At 62.1% G+C, this 15,512-nt stretch carries 16 protein-coding genes and 2 pseudogenes; 5 read left to right on the top strand and 13 right to left on the bottom strand.

The annotated features are described in order from the left end of the window. Positions 1 to 972 (top strand): right-handed parallel beta-helix repeat-containing protein, encoded by a 972-nt coding sequence (locus tag HY556_05475; protein ID MBI4393232.1) that lies wholly within the window; start codon positions 1 to 3, stop codon positions 970 to 972. 58 nt (positions 973 to 1,030) lie between these two features. Here HY556_05475 and glmM read toward each other — a convergent pair whose 3' ends face one another. The 6 genes from glmM to HY556_05445 form a co-directional block, all read right to left on the bottom strand. Next, positions 1,031 to 2,443: a phosphoglucosamine mutase gene (glmM, locus tag HY556_05470; GenBank protein MBI4393231.1), complete on the bottom strand. Its 1,413-nt coding sequence runs from the start codon at positions 2,441 to 2,443 to the stop codon at positions 1,031 to 1,033. Next, positions 2,443 to 3,426: an NDP-sugar synthase gene (locus HY556_05465; protein ID MBI4393230.1), complete on the bottom strand. Its 984-nt coding sequence runs from the start codon at positions 3,424 to 3,426 to the stop codon at positions 2,443 to 2,445. The genes glmM and HY556_05465 overlap by 1 nt, the downstream gene beginning before the upstream one ends. A gap of 246 nt (positions 3,427 to 3,672) precedes the next feature. Further along, a complete protein-coding gene (locus HY556_05460) occupies positions 3,673 to 4,071 on the bottom strand; it encodes a hypothetical protein (GenBank protein MBI4393229.1) in 399 nt (132 codons plus the stop codon). 380 nt (positions 4,072 to 4,451) lie between these two features. After that, positions 4,452 to 5,297 (bottom strand): hypothetical protein, encoded by an 846-nt coding sequence (locus tag HY556_05455; protein MBI4393228.1) that lies wholly within the window; start codon positions 5,295 to 5,297, stop codon positions 4,452 to 4,454. A gap of 228 nt (positions 5,298 to 5,525) precedes the next feature. Next, on the bottom strand, positions 5,526 to 6,752 hold the full coding sequence (locus HY556_05450) for a cation:proton antiporter (protein MBI4393227.1): 1,227 nt from the start codon (positions 6,750 to 6,752) through the stop codon (positions 5,526 to 5,528). Then, on the bottom strand, positions 6,749 to 7,279 hold the full coding sequence (locus tag HY556_05445; protein ID MBI4393226.1) for a hypothetical protein: 531 nt from the start codon (positions 7,277 to 7,279) through the stop codon (positions 6,749 to 6,751). The genes HY556_05450 and HY556_05445 overlap by 4 nt, the downstream gene beginning before the upstream one ends. 475 nt (positions 7,280 to 7,754) lie before the next feature. Between HY556_05445 and HY556_05440 the strand changes: the two genes are divergently transcribed. Further along, a complete protein-coding gene (locus HY556_05440; GenBank protein MBI4393225.1) occupies positions 7,755 to 8,204 on the top strand; it encodes a hypothetical protein in 450 nt (149 codons plus the stop codon). Positions 8,205 to 8,277: 73 nt separating this feature from the next. Here the strand turns inward: HY556_05440 and HY556_05435 are convergent, their stop codons facing one another. Continuing rightward, positions 8,278 to 8,829 (bottom strand): RNA-processing protein, encoded by a 552-nt coding sequence (locus tag HY556_05435; protein ID MBI4393224.1) that lies wholly within the window; start codon positions 8,827 to 8,829, stop codon positions 8,278 to 8,280. A gap of 61 nt (positions 8,830 to 8,890) precedes the next feature. Then, positions 8,891 to 9,700 carry a serine protein kinase RIO gene (locus HY556_05430; protein ID MBI4393223.1) on the bottom strand — a complete coding sequence of 270 codons (810 nt, stop codon included), beginning with the start codon at positions 9,698 to 9,700 and terminating at the stop codon, positions 8,891 to 8,893. 288 nt (positions 9,701 to 9,988) lie between these two features. Between HY556_05430 and HY556_05425 the strand changes: the two genes are divergently transcribed. Next, on the top strand, positions 9,989 to 10,237 hold the full coding sequence (locus HY556_05425; GenBank protein MBI4393222.1) for a hypothetical protein: 249 nt from the start codon (positions 9,989 to 9,991) through the stop codon (positions 10,235 to 10,237). A 123-nt stretch (positions 10,238 to 10,360) separates the two neighbouring features. Here HY556_05425 and HY556_05420 read toward each other — a convergent pair whose 3' ends face one another. Next, entirely contained in the window at positions 10,361 to 10,792 is a 432-nt protein-coding gene (locus HY556_05420; protein ID MBI4393221.1) for an HIT family protein, read from the bottom strand. Between the two features lie 79 nt (positions 10,793 to 10,871). Between HY556_05420 and HY556_05415 the strand changes: the two genes are divergently transcribed. Both HY556_05415 and HY556_05410 read left to right on the top strand, forming a co-directional pair. Then, positions 10,872 to 11,561, top strand: coding sequence for a metal-dependent hydrolase (locus tag HY556_05415; GenBank protein MBI4393220.1), 690 nt, complete (start codon positions 10,872 to 10,874; stop codon positions 11,559 to 11,561). A gap of 101 nt (positions 11,562 to 11,662) precedes the next feature. Then, on the top strand, positions 11,663 to 11,872 hold the full coding sequence (locus HY556_05410; GenBank protein ID MBI4393219.1) for a hypothetical protein: 210 nt from the start codon (positions 11,663 to 11,665) through the stop codon (positions 11,870 to 11,872). A gap of 70 nt (positions 11,873 to 11,942) precedes the next feature. Here the strand turns inward: HY556_05410 and HY556_05405 are convergent, their stop codons facing one another. The 4 genes and pseudogenes from HY556_05405 to HY556_05390 all read right to left on the bottom strand — a co-directional run bounded on the left by HY556_05405 (position 11,943) and on the right by HY556_05390 (position 15,387). Then, the gene (locus tag HY556_05405) at positions 11,943 to 13,196 is read right to left on the bottom strand and encodes an FAD-dependent oxidoreductase (GenBank protein MBI4393218.1); all 1,254 of its coding nucleotides are present in this window, start codon (positions 13,194 to 13,196) and stop codon (positions 11,943 to 11,945) included. Positions 13,197 to 13,419: 223 nt separating this feature from the next. Next, on the bottom strand, positions 13,420 to 14,217 hold the full coding sequence (locus HY556_05400; GenBank protein ID MBI4393217.1) for an Ig-like domain-containing protein: 798 nt from the start codon (positions 14,215 to 14,217) through the stop codon (positions 13,420 to 13,422). A 375-nt stretch (positions 14,218 to 14,592) separates the two neighbouring features. Next, positions 14,593 to 14,982 (bottom strand): annotated as a pseudogene (locus tag HY556_05395) (PKD domain-containing protein). Between the two features lie 126 nt (positions 14,983 to 15,108). Then, positions 15,109 to 15,387 (bottom strand): annotated as a pseudogene (locus HY556_05390) (PKD domain-containing protein). Positions 15,388 to 15,512 lie beyond the last annotated feature (125 nt).

The following is a 15,512-nucleotide window of genomic DNA, read 5'->3' as shown; positions in this document are numbered from 1 at the left end:
ATGTCAGGTCAAGTCGTGGTTTTGGCAATAATCTGCGTCGTCTTGATTCCCGTGGGGGTCAGCGCGGAAAACCCGCTCGGGCCCGGCCAACAGTCGCGGCCACCTATTTTCATCACGAACAATGCCATGCTCGGGGTCGGTTGCGTTCCGAATCTTGCCAGCGGCGTGGTCTCAGGTTGTGGAACCGCATCGAACCCGTACGTCATCGAGGGATGGTTTATCGAGCCGAATCCTGTCTATGACGCGCTCATCAGCTCCGACGCAATCGTGATCCGCGGTACGACTAGCCACGTCCTCGTAAGAAACAACACGATACCCATTGGATTCGCCAACGCTCTAAGAATTGAAAACGCGCAGAACCTACGAGTCATGGACAATTCCTTGACCGGCAGTGTGCTGGTTTCTGGAAGCACCGGCATTGTGGTTGAAACCAACTCCATCTCGACCGACGATACTGGGATTGCCGTTTTCATGGGCAGCTCAAACGTTGACATCATCGGCAATGGCATCGCTGGCGGACAGGTGGGGATCAGTGTTATTGGGGCGAACGTCCTCTTGAGTGGAAACACGGTGAGCGGGACAACCGCCGCCGGCTTCTCAATCGGCGGCTCCTACCCCAACGTCACCATCAGCCACAACCTCGTCACGAACAACACGGGCGTCGGCATCTACTTCACGGGCTCTGCCGGTAGCGTCACGGATAACGTCATTTCTAACAACTCCGGCGGCGGCCTCTTTGCTGGCCGCCAAGGCGTGGATTACAGTGGGAACAACATCTTCGACAACTTGAACTACGGTGCCTGCGCATGTTCGACTTTGGAAATCGATCTCCGGGGCAACTGGTGGGGCGACGCCTCAGGCCCGAGCGGAGCGGGAAGCGGAACGGGGGACGCACTCTTAGACAACCCAGGCGGACAACCGCCCTTGTTCGACCCGTGGCTGACGACCGCGAACGGTGATGCCGGACCGTAGTCGGGCGACGTCCATGGCATGGACACGCAAGTGACCTGGAGAGGTTCTCCAGCCGCCTCTAGGCTTCTCCAATGATGGCTTCGATCCTCTCCCTCTCCGTCTCCCCCAACCTCTTCGCCGCCTCATCCGTCTTCGCCTCCGCGAACACCCTGAAGAGCGGCTCGGTCCCGCTCGGCCTCACCAGGACCCATCCTTCGTCGAAGTAGACCTTCGCGCCGTCGGTCGCGTCCACCTTCGTTCCCTTGTTCGCCGCGAGGTAGGCCTTGATCGCCTTCTCTTTCTTGGCGTCGGGGCATTGGAGCTTGGTCTTGTAAAGCGAATATCGGGGTGTGGCCGCGATGAGTTGCGAAAGCGGCTTCTTTTCCTTCGCGAGTAGTTCCAGCATCTTCGCCATGCTCATCGAGCCGTCGCGGCAGTGCTGGTGCTCCGGGAAGATGAGGCCGCCATTCTCCTCTCCGCCGAAGACCGCTTTCACCTCTTTCATGCGTTTGGCGACGACGGGGCTTCCGACGGCCGTGTACTCGATGCGGCCCTTGTTGGCCTTCACCACGTCCTCGACGCCGGATGAGGAGGAGACAGGCGTCACGACGACGCCACCCTTCTTCGCCTTCACGACGTAACCGGCCATGAGCGCGAGCGTCCGGTCTCCCATGACGTAAGCGCCCTTCTCGTCGACGAATATGGCGCGATCCGCGTCCCCGTCCTGGACGACGCCGAGGTCGGCCCCAACGGCCTTGACGGTGGAGATGAGGTCGGCCACGTTCTCGGGCGTGGGCTCGCTCGGGTGGCCGGGGAAAGTGCCGTCAGGTTGCGCGTTCAATGTCACGACCCGGCAACCAAGTCCCGTGAGTACCAAGGGGGCGGTCAAGGAACCGGCTCCGTTACTCGTGTCCAAGACGACGGTGAATGCGCGCTCGCGTATCGCCTTCGCATCCACTTGGCCGATGACGCCGTTCACGTAGTGCGCGTTCACGCCCGGTAATGCCATGTCCGTGCGAATGCTCTTCCAATGCGCCTCGTTGAATTTCTTCGAGAAATACGCGTCCTCGACGAGCGCCTCCTTGTCGCGCGGCATCTCCGAGCCGTCCGAATCCATGATCTTGATGCCGTTGAACTCGGGCGGGTTGTGGCTCGCGGTGATGATGAGCCCCCCGGCGAAGCCAAAGGACTTCACCGCATACTGGAGCGCTGGGGTGGGCACGACGCCGCAATCCTCGACCGCGCAGCCAGTAGAGAGTAAGCCGGATATGGCCGCCGCCTTGAGCATCTCGTTCGTGGTCCTCGTGTCGCAGCCCACGAGAACGCGCGGCGCCGCCGTCACGGGCCCATTTTCGCCGCCTTTCGCGGGCCTCGGAGGCCATTGGGCCATCACATACGTGCCGAAGGACCGGCCGACGGCAAGCGCCAATTCGGGCGTGATCTCGACATTCGCGAGGCCTCGCACCCCATTGGTCCCGAAGAGCCGGCCCATCACCTCGACTCCCCTGGCTGCAACGTGGCCTTCTTCAAGACCGTTTTCGCCTTGACGACGACGCCGTCGCCGAGAACGGAGTCCTGTACGACGGCACCGTCACCTATGGAGCATGATTCCCCAAGGATCGAGCCCGTTATGGAAACGCCTTCGCCGACCTGGCAGCGGGGGAATATCACGGACTTCTCGACCTCGGAGCCGCGGCCAAGCCTCGTCTTGGCCCCGATGGCGGCCCACGGTTTGGCGCGGGCCTGGTCCATCTTCACGGAATGGCCGACCACGATGCCGCGTTCGCCTAGGAGGCTAGCGTGGGTGGCGAGGTAAGAGTCGAGGCGCCCGGCGTCGAGCCAGTGCCCGGTGAACGGAAAGCCGAAGAGCCCCTTCCCGTCGGCGATGATCCTCGGGTACACCTCGCGTTCGAGCGACACCATCTTCCCTTCCGGTATGTAGTCGAGCACACTGGGTTCGAGGAGGTACGTGCCGGCGTTCACGAGGTTGCTCGGCGCTTCGCCCGGGGCCGGTTTCTCCACGAACCTGTCGATCCTCCCGTTCGAGTAGGACACGGCCCCGTAGTGGCTTGGATCCTCCACGGCCCAGAGCGAGATCGTCGCGGCTCCCCGCTTCTCACGGTGGTAACGAATGAACTTGGTGAGATCGAGCGAGTCGAGGATGTCGCAGTTAAGGACGAGTGTGGGGCCTTTGAGGTGGTCACGGCAGTTCTTGACGGCTCCCCCCGTCCCGAGCGGCTCGGGTTCGGTGACTATCCGCACGGGGATGCGGGACGGCTCATCGAGGAAGAACTCCTCGATCATCTCGGTCTTGTAGTTGGTCGCCAGGATGACCTCGTCGATCTCGCGCGGCAGTTTGTCGATGATGTGCGCGACCACCGGCTTGTTGAGGACCGGAAGAAGCGCCTTCGGCCGTGTGAGCGTCAGCGGGCGCATCCTCGTCCCAAGCCCGCCAGCGAGGATAACGGCCTGCATGGAGGCTTGGAACGAGGGTTGCCATTATAAATTGAATTGTGGATGAGGGCCGGCGCGATGGAAACGGGGGCGTGGCCAGAAGCGGGCGGCCCAAGAAGGAGGCGTCTCGTTAGTCTCTATTCCTCGTGGAGGCCTGACGCGACCTCGCGTCCGTGGATCGGGCGGGGTAGAGAGAAACGAACGGAGAAAAGAGGGAGGGGGACTTCGCGTCCCCCGATGGGAGGTTGGTCTTGAGACGTATGGGTCTTAGCTGGCTCTCACGGGGCGCTTCCACGCGTCGACCGGGAGGCTGTCGTAGACCGAATCGTTCATCTGCGGCATCGCGGGCGCCTCGTGCTCGAAGAGTGCCTCGTCCCGGAGCTTCCAATAGAAGGCGCGGCGGTGCTCGCCGTTCTCCCACTGGTACTCCTCACGGCGGAAGGACAGGAGCTTCTTGGATTCGAGCGTGTAGAAGATGGATCGGATCTCCGCGTCGAGGTTGTCGTCGTTGACCTCCTCGTCCTCGGCGAAGCGTTCGGAGACGATCTCGGCTATCGCCTTCGCGTCGTCGGCCTGCATCCTGAATTCGCGTTCGAGGGCGCCGACGAGCGCGTTCAACCGCTTGGTCTTCGCGCTCTTTCCCGTTCGGGCTTTCTTGGCTGGCATCGCTTTGGCTCCACCCGTGTATTCTGCTGCCCTCGCGGCTAATACGCTTATCGAACACTCGTTATCCGAGGGCGGGCGCGGTTCCGCTTGCTCATCGGTCTCCGCTCCGCTGGCCTTGTGATTGTAGTGGTTCTCCTCTCCATTCATCCGGCAACACCTGCTCAAACCCGGCAGATTGTCACTGTAATCTGCCGCTCTCCAGCATTTGTTCCGAAAGTTGGGGTATTAAGCCTTGCTACATGGTAGCACGGACTAGAGCCTATGCGTTCCGAAAGTCGGCTTGAGACCGGGGGACGAGGCGGAACGAAAAGAGGTGGGGAATGGTGCCCCGGCCGCCGCCTGGCGACGACCGGGGCGCGTGTCGGGTCGGGGCTGATAGGTTACGCGCTCGCGACCGCACCGATCGTGATGCTGCCCACGTAGTTCGCGGCAGGCACGAACTGGTCGTCACCAGACGGCACGTGGACGTCGAAGTAGGCGTTCCTTGCGGCCGCAGCGCCCGGGGCAAGGTCGAAGGACGCGTCCGTCCGGGGTGCGCCAGAAAGGCCCACCTCGCCGGCCATCGCGGAGTCGGCGCTGTACTTGACTTTGTCGGCGGGGATCATCGCATCGAAGCCGACCGCGCCTAGGTCCGTTCCAGAGAGCTGCGTGTCGAACTTGACGTTCCCCTTGTTCATGACGTTCACGGAGGCGACTGAACTGGTCGCTCCCGGATCGAGCGCCCCGGCCGAGAAGCTGATGGAACTCGAACCGAGGGCGAACGCGAGGAGCGACTGGTAGGTGAACGAGTCCGAATGGGCTCCATGGGAACCTGGCCCGTCGGAGACGTCCGAAGTGATTGTGTAGATCCCGGGCGCCTCGTAATAGTCCATGTTGAACGAGGCGGAATACACCTGGGTCCTACCCGAGTGCTCGCTCGTCGGCGTGGCCGCGAGATTTACAAGGACGGTGCCGTCCGGGCGCGTGATCTCGAGGGACAGCGAATCGAGGTCCTTCCAACCGTTTCCGTCTTGGGCCCTTGCTCTGATGGAAAGGGTCCTCGAGGAACCGGGCGTGGGCGCGATCTGTGCGCCAGGAAGGCCACTGTCGTCATCTTCGACCAAGGCGACCTCGACCACCGTCGGCGCTTGGTTCGAAACGCTCGCCTGCGTGTCGACGTTATCGGCCCACGCGGGCGCGGAAAGCAGGATTGCCATAATCGCGACGGAGGCTTTGAGAAGCTTCATGTTCAAGCCTCCGCGCACGCGTTGAGAGAGCATTCAAGCAACGAATCGTTCGACACGACGCTTGCGCTGGGGCTATCGTCATACTTGTCCGGCATTCTGGCAACACCTTTGGTTTCGGCAGGCCGCCTATGCGACCCGCCTTCCCTGAAGGCCGCCGCCTTGCGCGATACTAAGGGTTGTTGAACAACGGATATCCATGAAGCGCGACGGCGAAAGCCAAGAAAAGCGTCAACCCGGGCGCCGGTTGAAGGCCATCCGCGCCTTGAATATCATGTCGGAGGCGGCAAGGCCTATCCCGGTCGTGTACTTGAGTTGGTCCGAGATTGGGTGCGAGAGGGTCATCATGATGGGGCCGACGAGCGCCGTGACGAGCACGTAGATGGCGGTGAAGACGGCGATCTCCTGGGGAAAGCCGGCAGAGACCGCGACCTGCGCGAGCACGATGGAGAGCTCGCCGACGGCTATTAGCGAGGTTCCGATGTTGGCTTGACCGCGTTCCGTCTGGCCCCTCCAGCGCCCGATGATGATGCCTGTTGCGAATTTCGTGATGAGCACGGCCGGGATGACGAAAAGAAGAAGCGGCATCACCGAATCGACGGATGAGAAGTTGATCGTGAGCCCGAACACGAAGAAGAGAAGGGCGACGAACAGGTCCTTGATGGGGGCGACCTTGGCCTTGATGCGTCCGACGACGTTCGTCTCCGCAAAGACCAATCCGGTAAGGAATGCCCCGATCGCGGCCGAAAGCCCCGCGAGATGGGCGAGGGCGGCGCCAGTCACGGTGGCGGCGATCACGAGAAGGACGAAGATCTCCTCGGAACGCGGTTTGAGAAACGCCTGGATGGGGGCGGCGAGGCTGCGCGATGCGAGGATGACCGCGATGCAGAATCCGAACGACTTGGCGATCGCGACGCCCGCGGAACCCGGATCGAGGCCTCCGAACGCGAGTCCGGAAAGGACGACGATGAGAAAGGCGATCACGAGGTCCTGGAAGATGGAGAGCCCGAGTATTATCTCGGTCTCGGGGTTGGCGGTCCTTCGAAGATCGGTTATGACCTTGGCGACGATGCCGGTGCTCGTGCAATAGACGATGGCGCCGAGGAACATCGCCCCGACGGGGCCAAGGCCGAAGATCCAACCGATGAGGAAACCCGGCGTGAAGTTCAGGACAGTGTCGACGGCCCCGTTCTCGAATGTCTTCTTCCCGCTTTTGAGGAACCTGCTGATCGAGAAGTCGAGCCCCAGGTAGAAGAGGAGGAGGATTATCCCCAGTTCCGAGACGAGCGCGAGGCCCTCGCTGTTGTGGGCGGCGTCGACGATCCGGAACCCGAAGGGTCCGAACGCGATCCCCCAGAGTATGAAGGCAGGGATGGCCGATTGGCCGAAGCGCGCGGCTAGGAGTGCCACCACGGCTATGCCGCCAAGCGCCACCGCCAATTCGACCAGGCCTATCATCTTGCGCTCCCCGTCAAGCCTCTAGCGAACGAGTCGAGTGCGCGCGGCGGCCCGAGGACGACCATGAGATCCCCGGTGCGGATGTCTGCTTCCTTCGCGGGCGGCGATAGAGTGACGCCGGCGCGGACAAGGCCTACCAGTTGGAGCCCGCAGTCCGATAGCTGCTTGAGAAGTTGGGGCGCGGATCCAGCGTTGGCTTCGGGAACTCCCCGCCGGTCGTGGCCCGTGTGGGGATGCGTCCCGAGTTTCGGGACCTCGTACCAAGACAAGGTGCTCTCCCCGAGGCCGACCGTCGGGCGGGGTTCACTGTGGGGCACCGAGTATGCACCAAGGAGCACGACGGCCACCCGCTTGGCCTCCTCCTCGCTCATCGTCACCGAGACGGGTGTCGCATCCGGCCCGTGGAATTCGTACAGCTCTCGACGGCCGTCGTTTCTCAAGATGACGACGAACTTTTGACCGCCGGGCGTCTCTTCGAGCGTGAACTTGTGTCCGACCCCGGGTAGTTCACACTCTTCTATGCTCACCACTGTGCATCCCAGCGAGAAATGCGGGGTCCGCCAATAAGAAGGTTGCTATTTTATTCGTTTTAGAAAATCCAACCTTCCTTGTGCCCCACGTCCGTCGCCAGCCGATCTTCGAATCCCGGTTCGATCCTCGAAGTCGATCGCCAAACGGACTGCGGCCTGCAAACCATCGATGACCCGATGTTACTTTCACGGATCAAGACGCCTGTCGCTTCCCAGGCCGAGTTCCAACGTCGCGGTCGATCAATGAGAAACATATCACACGCTATGCGATCACAAACCGAAAAGGACGCGCATCGTCGCCAAGATCTTCGGCGACGCAGTGACAGGGTCGGCGACCGGGGCCATCATCTCGCGATGAGCGCACGAGAAGGGCACGTTGACTGGTCGCGCCCGCGTAGCGGACCGGCTTCGACTCCAGCATGGGTGTCACCCAAACCGTTAAGTGCGGCACGTGCAATCGGGTCTCCAAGTGGTGGCTTCGCTCGAAGCGAGGGATGGGATGCCGCCGGGCGACTGGCTTGCTGCCGTCGCCTTTCCCACGATGCTTTTTTCGGTCGTTCTTCCTTGGATGACCAAGACGGGCGCCGTATCCACCGCGGTCCCGGTGTACGGCTACGACACGAGCGCCGTGTTCCTTGCGCCGATCGCAATTGCGGGGTACGTCGCGCTCTGGTCCGTCCCAGGACGTGGGGCCCGTGGACGGACGTTCATGCTCCTGGGTGCAGCGACCGCGCTCCTGGCCTTCTCACTCGCCTTCGAACCCGACGCGGCCCAATCGTGCGGTTTCTTCAAATGCGAACGGGGAAGCGGCGTATTCGTCGCGTTCGCGTCGGGCCTCGCCGTGCTTTTCGCCGGGACGATGTTGAGAGCACCTGGCGTGAAGAACGGCGCAACGGTCGATCTACCGCAAGATCAACGCTGATGATGAGGTCGCGGCCCGAGCCGCGTCCCAATGCCAAGGTCACGAGTGGCCCCGCTTGCCACTCCAAGCTTCCCTAGTAACGGATACCAAGGTCGTAAAGCCGGAGTTCTTTCCTCTTTCGCTCCAGGAACTTGTAGACGGTCGAATGCGGCGCGCCTTCCATGAGCATCTCGACGGCCTCGCGAGCGACCCGCACTTCCATGATGTCGCCGAGTAACGCCACGGAGTTGCCCATTATCGATACGTTGGCGCCGGAGAGCTCCTCGATGATGTGGCGCGTCTTCCCGCCCGTGCCGATGAGCCTCGATCTCACTCTCTTGATGTGCTTGTCGCTTTTTCCGACGTAATCCGTCACGTCCATCACGTCGAAATAGGTCTCGTCCTGGAAGAGCCGGAACGCGTGCTCTGGCGAGAAGCCGCGCCCGATGGCCTTCACGATGTCCCTCACTTTCAGCGCGACCACGGGGTCGTACGCCTTCGAATCCTCCACCGTCACGTCGCCGCTCTCGGAATCTATCCCCAGGACGACGCCCGCGCGCGCTTCGAGCTCGGCCTTCACCTCCCCGTTCTTCCCGATGAGGACACCGATGCGCCTTACCGGGATCCGGACGACATCCTCGGTCACGTGGGTGCACGTCCCATGTCACGATCCGACAAGTAGCACGGAAACTTCACCGTCGGTGCCATCATGCTACGACCACTTCCCGGGCAAAACCTTGTTTTGGCATCACTTTCTTCAACGCGACCGCGGGGTCGGCGTCGACACCGAGTTTCTTGAAGTACCGGGAGAGGTTCTTGAGGTCGCGGGCAAGAAGTTCGTTCGACATCGGGTGCCTGATGAGGACCGCTTGCCCCACGTCTATCACGTAGAGCTTGTCGGCGCCGGCGCTTTGCTTGACGAGGATGTTGTATTCGGAGAGGTCGCCGTGCACGAGATTGGCCGTGCGCACGATCTTGCGCACACTCGCGATTATCTGGTTGTACGACCTCTGTGGGTCGCGTAGGCGCACCTCTCGCATCATCGGTGCGGGCGTCCCGTGGGAACCGATGAATTCCATCACGAGTACGTTGTCGATGGCGTGGATCGCCTTCGGGACCGGGACCCCGGCGTCGGCCATCCTTAGAAGGTTCTTGTACTCCTTCTTCACCCAGGTGTTAATGGTGTCCCGCCGGCCGCGGTTGGCGCCGTCGAAACGTGGATCGCCCTGGAGATACGTGAGGTAGGCGTGGGTCGTCGCCGTGTGGACACGGAATATCTTGAGGGCGATCGATTTGCCTTTTCCGTCCGTTGCGTGGAAGACGTTAGCTTCCTTGCCGGTCGAGACCGGGTAATCGACGGTGTGGACGACGCCGTTGCTGATGAGCTTGTAGAGCGCCAACAATGTGGGCCGGTCGAAGACCTCGTCGACGGTCTTCCTGTCCTTCGATTCGACCTCCTTTCGAAGCTCACGCTCCCGGTTCGTCCTGTCGAGGACGCGCTCGAGGCGCTTCTCCACGAGGTCCAGCCAACTATCTTCCACGGCTGATGATTACCACCCTCCCGTTTATATTAGTTAGTGCAAGACGGGCGAGGCAGGAGCGTAATGCGTTCGCCAGTGCTGGAAAAACGGTTTTCGGGCGGCCCAGAATTCCCCGTCATTCTGGCTTCAGGGGAGTGAGGTCGGGCGCCCATCTTCCCCGGCAGGAGTCGAGGACAAGGGCGAAAGGGCCTGACCACGACTTCAACCTTCCCCCCTCCCTTGATAACGATGGGCCTTCATTCCTGGACCCGTACAGGGTTGAAAATGGCCGACGATGACTTCGAGCCGACCCGCGATTCGGAACTGGCCAAGGGCCTGTTCGTCCGCGACCTGGTAAAAGGCGAGATCCATAACATCGGCCGCCTCACTCCCGCATGCCGCCTCCCCGATGTGCCCCCAGACAAACGCGTGTACTACAAGGACGAGCTTTCCGCCACGAAGGTCTTGAAGGCCGCCCACCTCGTGCCGTGCCTACATTGCTACGGACGCGGGCGGCCTTTGTCAAAGCCGTGAAATCACCATCACTTTGTCGAAAGCACGCTTGATGCGACCGGGCGTCCCAGTCGATTCCAGGTCTCCCGCAACGAGCGAGGCGTCCCGGCTCGGCCCCCGTCGACCCCGGCCCGGATGGTCCCATCAACGGATGTTCGTCCGGATCGCTTCTCCGGTCTTTGCGAGCTCGTCCTTCGTCACCTTCGGTCTTGCGGCCTGCGGTATGATCGCATGCACCGGCCCGCCACCATCCCCCTTCCGCCTCGGGATGACATGGCAGTGGACGTGGGCGACCTCTTGGCCAGCCTCGGGACCGTTGTTGAAGGCGATGTTCGATGACGTGGCGCCCGCCCCTTCTTGGACGGCTGGAACGAGTCTGGCGATGGTCGCCCAGAGCCGATTCGATTCGGTCTGCGGCATCGCTTCAAGCCTGTCGTAGTGTTTCTTCGGTATGACGAGCGTGTGCCCGACCGTGAGCGGGTCGATGTCGAGGAATGCGAACGAGTGCTCATCCTCGTGGACCTTGACGCTCGGTATGTCGCCTTTCGCGATCTTGCAAAAGATGCAATCGGGCATAGGGCCTGATTTTCGTCCTTGTCGAAATACTTTAGGATACCGAGGCGTTTGACTACCCCATGGCTGGAGCGGTCTTCCGGTGAAGATAACCTGGCACGGCCACGCCAACGTGGAGCTCGAGTGCCGGACGGGTTTCAGGATCCTCATCGACCCGATGTTCGCGGCGAACGTCACGGGCGCCAAGGCCACCGACTTGAGGCCGGACCTTGTCCTTGTCACACATGGCCACGACGACCACATGGGCGACGCGCTTACGATCGGCGCTCCCATGGTCGCGAATTTCGAGATATCCAACTACCTCCAGAGGAAGGGCTTGAAGACGACCGGCATGAACATCGGCGGTCGATACGTCGTCTCGCCCGGAATCATGGTCGCGATGACGTTCGCGGCCCATTCGAGCGGCATCCAGGACGATCAGGCAGGGCCCTTCGACGGCCAAGGAGGCAACCCCTGCGGCTACGTCATCGACGATGGCGAGCATCGCGTGTACCACGCGGGCGACACGGGGTTGTTCGGCGACATGAAGCACGTGATCCGTGAACTCTACCGGCCGGACATCGCATTGCTTCCCATCGGCGGGCACTACACTATGGGGGAACTCGAGGCGGCGATCGCGACGGATTGGCTCGGGGTCGACCACGTCATCCCGATCCATTACAACACGGTTCCGACAATCGTCGCAGCGCCCGTATCCTTCAAGCGGATGGTGGCCGAACGGTCGAAGGCGCAAGTGCACATCCCAAAAGCCGATGAAACGCTCGTTTTCTAGGGGGCCGCGACAAGCATGCGGCGCCCGTGCGGCGTGGGCGCTTTCCCTCACCGTGCCCATTCCCTCGATTTTTATAGTCCGCATGCGTTGATGAGCCCGGCATGCTGGTCTTGAAGAAGGGGGATGAGGTCCGTGTCCTTGACGTTCCCACCGTACAGGAACAATGGAGGGGCGCCTGGGGGACGGTGAAAGGCTTCAGGCCCGACGGTTACATAGTCATTGAATTCAAGACGGGGATGAGAAAACCGTTCAGAAGGGACGAGATAGAGAAGACGGAAGGGGGAAGGCAACCCGAGGTCTCGGGCGCGTAGACGCCATTGGATGCTGGTGCTCACGTCCGGGCACGCGGGCCACTTGACTGTCGCTACGTCGGTGACTCCGTCACTCGGTGGCCGTCACCGGGGCCGGCGCCCTCGCGGCCAACCCGAACTTGGTCAAGTCGACGTCCTTCTCCAGCAGAAGCTCCTTCTTCCCTGAGATGTCCACCTTCCCGTCGATGAGTTTGCTGAACTTTCCCTGCATCGCGAGGCTTCCGATGAAGACGGCGCCTACGCATCTGTCTCCCTTGAACACGACGCGCCTGTAGTCCTTCGGCCCCAGTTTCACCTCTATCGCGTCGGTGCCCAAGACCGACCCGACGGAGCCGATCATGAACTCGAAATGGTTGATGCTGTAGGTGTCGACGTGGCGGAAAACCATGTCCTTGCCGAGCATGTTCATCGCGGCGACCTCCCCGGTCTTCTTCGCGGAGGCCCACGACCCGTTCATGTTCACACGCTCCTGGACAACGTCGTAGAACTGCACTATGTCGCCGGCCGCGTAGATGCCCGGCACAGATGTCTGGAGTTTTTCGTCCGTGAGTATCCCTTCACCCAGTTTCACCTTCGTCCCCGCGATGAGCCTCGTATTGAATTGAAGCCCGACGGCGACCCCTGCGATCTCGCACGGGTACTCGGCCTTGTCCGTGACGACCGAGGAGACGTGTCCATCGGTGCCCTTGAACTCCAATGGGTTCTCATGGAAGACGCACTCGATGCCCTTCTTGAGCATCGCCTCCTCCACTATCTCGGAGCCCACCTTGCTGATGCCTTCACGCCACCAGCGGTCTCCGCGCATGATGTACCTGGTCTTGACGCCGTTCACGGCGAAGACCACCGCGATGTCGATACCGAGTAGCCCGGCTCCTATGGCGACCCCGTTCCCTCTTTTTTGCGCGTGAGCGCGTATGCGGCGGGAATCCACGAACGTCCAGAACCTGTGTATCCCTCCAAGGTCGGAGCCGGGAGCCGGGTGGCGTCTCGGGATCCCGCCGGTGGCGATGAGGAGCTTGTCGAAAGGGATCGATTCGCCGTCTTCCGTGACGACCTGCTTGTCGACGTCGTAGATGTTGCGCACCGGTGTGCCGAGGCGGAGCTCGATCTCATTGTCCTTGTAGAACTTCGCGTCGTGCATCCGGACGCTTTGCTCCGTCACGGATCCTTTCGCGAAGTCCTTGATCTTCACGCGGTTGTAGAGCGGCTCAAGCTCGTCGGATAGGACGGTGATGTCGCAGTCGGCACTGTTCTTTCTAAGGGTGACGGCTGCCGTGGCCCCGGATATCCCATCTCCGATGACGACGTAGCGAGGTCGCGGCATCTTGACTATGCGGCTATACGAGGACCACACTTTAATCATTGTTGGGTCGCCGAAGGAGGCCACAAGACGCGGCCAATGGTAGTGACCATGCGCTTGTCACCCATGTCAACCCTTGACAGCGCCAAGATCGGCGCCCCACAACCCGCCTTTCGGTGTGGCTTGCGCTACGTTGGAAAGGGAAGAGGAGAAGGGGCCCCGCGCAGGCCCCCCATTGCCGCGTCGTCTACGTGAGCTTCACGACGCTTATCGACTTCTCAACGAGTATCCCGACGTTGTCCACCACTTTCACCGAAAGCACGTGGCGACCGGTCGTTGCCGCGCCTGCGTTCCAGTTGTAGTAGTATGGGCCGGCGGACGTGTCGACCTTCACTAACACCCCGTCGACGAAGAAGCGGACCTGGCCGATGCCGCTACCGCTGCCGTCGTTGGCGCTTATGGTGAAGTTCACGGTCCCGCCCTCGGTCGTCGCGATGTCGGTGCCGAAGACCCCGGTCGGCGAAGTGATCGTCACCGTGGGAGCGAGCCTGTCGATACGCACGGTGATCGTCTTCTCGGCCTCGAGATTGCCGTTGTTGTCCTCCGACCAGTACGAGATCACGGTCGTCCCTTCGCTCGGCACGTTGATCCTGGTCGACGGATTGTAGCCGATCCTGTTACCGCCGTTGTAGCGGTAGTAGGTGGATTTCAATCCCGAGCCGCCCGCGTCTGCGGGCGTCAACGTGACCTCCGCGTTCGTCGTGTACCAGCCACTCGGCGACTGGGTCCCGCTGGTGATCGCGGCGCTTGTAACCGGTGCCTCGTGGTCCGGGAAGTCCTCGACGACGATGCCCACCGCGACCGCGGTCGTGAGGTTGCCGTCACTAGCACGTAGCGTCACCACGTACGAGCCCGATTGACCGAAGCCCGGCGTCCATGCGACGTACGCCGAGTCGTTGGCGGGCGTCGTCGTGAACATCGAGCCTGCTGGAAGCCCGAGCGCCGAGAGGGTCAAAGTGTCCCCGTCCGCATCGGAAGCGTGCATCCAGAATACGAGCTGCGTCCTCTCGACGACCGTTTGGGCGGCGATCGCCGCGATCACGGGCGCTTGGTCTACGTTCCAGACCGCGATGAGGATGTCCTCCGAATCGGACGTGAGGCCGTCGGACGCCTCGAAGTGCGCGTCCACGTAGGTGCCCGCCTGGTTGTAGGTGGGCGTCCACGAGAACACACCAGTCGTCGTGTCGAAGTCCGAGCCTGCGGGGAGGTTCGACGCGGAAAGCGTCACGGCGTCGCCGTCGGGGTCGCTCGCCGTCACCGTGAAGGTGATGAGCGCTCCCTCGGGTCCCGCCTTGTTCCCGATCGCGCCAAGGACCGGGGCCCTGTTGGCCGCCGTAACGAGGAACTCGGCAAGGTCCGTGTCGCCGTCGTTGTCGACGACCACGACGCTTGCCGTGTACTGTCCTTGGACCTCGTAGGTGTGCGCAATCGAGCTCGCCGTGCCGATGACGACGCCGGTTCCGTCCCCTGGGTCGAAGCGGTATTCCACGATCGTGCCGTCCGCATCGGAGCTTGAAGCCGCAGAAAGCGTCCTCTCCGTTCCTGCAAGGGCCGACGCGGGGCTCACATCGAGCGACGCGCTCGGAAGCCTGTTCAAGACCTGGATGTCTTTCGACACCGAGCCGGAGGCGTCGTGGCCGTCGGTCACCGTGAGCGTCACGGTGTACGTACCCTTGCTTGCATAGGCGTGGCTCGTCGCAGCACCCGACCCGGAACCCCCGTCTCCGAAGTTCCAAGCGTACGACGCGATGGCGTCGTCCGGGTCCGAGCTTGCCGAACCGTCGAAGGCCACGGATACAAGGGTAAGCACGGTGGACGGCGCTGTGAAGGCTGCCGTCGGGGCGCGATCCTCGGCCACGACGTCGATCGTCGCAGGGGCACTTACGCGCCCGAGGTCGTCCTCGACGGTCACGCTCGCCGTGTACGTGCCGGGGGCCGCGTAACTGTGCACCAGCGAGGAGCCGGCGCCGGTCACGACACCGCTTCCGTCACCGGGGTCGAAACTGTATTCGACGAGAGAACCACCGGTCGTGGCCGTGGACGCACTGGCGTCCAAAGTCACGTCCATGCCGGTCGGGGCCGTCCCCGGAGTCGCCGTGAGGGCGGCCGTCGGCGCGGCGTCTACGGTCACCGATATCGACGTCGGATCGTTCATCGTGGTTCCATCGAAGTAGCGTGCTTCGATGGTGAAGGTACCGCGTAGGCCGGTCGCGTCCCAATCGTAGGCCCACGACGACCAAGAGCCCGCAGGACCCGTGGGGGTCGCAAGCGCCCAATCAT

The sequence above is a fragment of the Euryarchaeota archaeon genome (genome assembly GCA_016207515.1).
Classification (GTDB): domain Archaea; phylum Thermoplasmatota; class SW-10-69-26; order JACQPN01; family JACQPN01; genus JACQPN01.
This window is presented reverse-complemented; position numbering and strand designations above follow the sequence as displayed.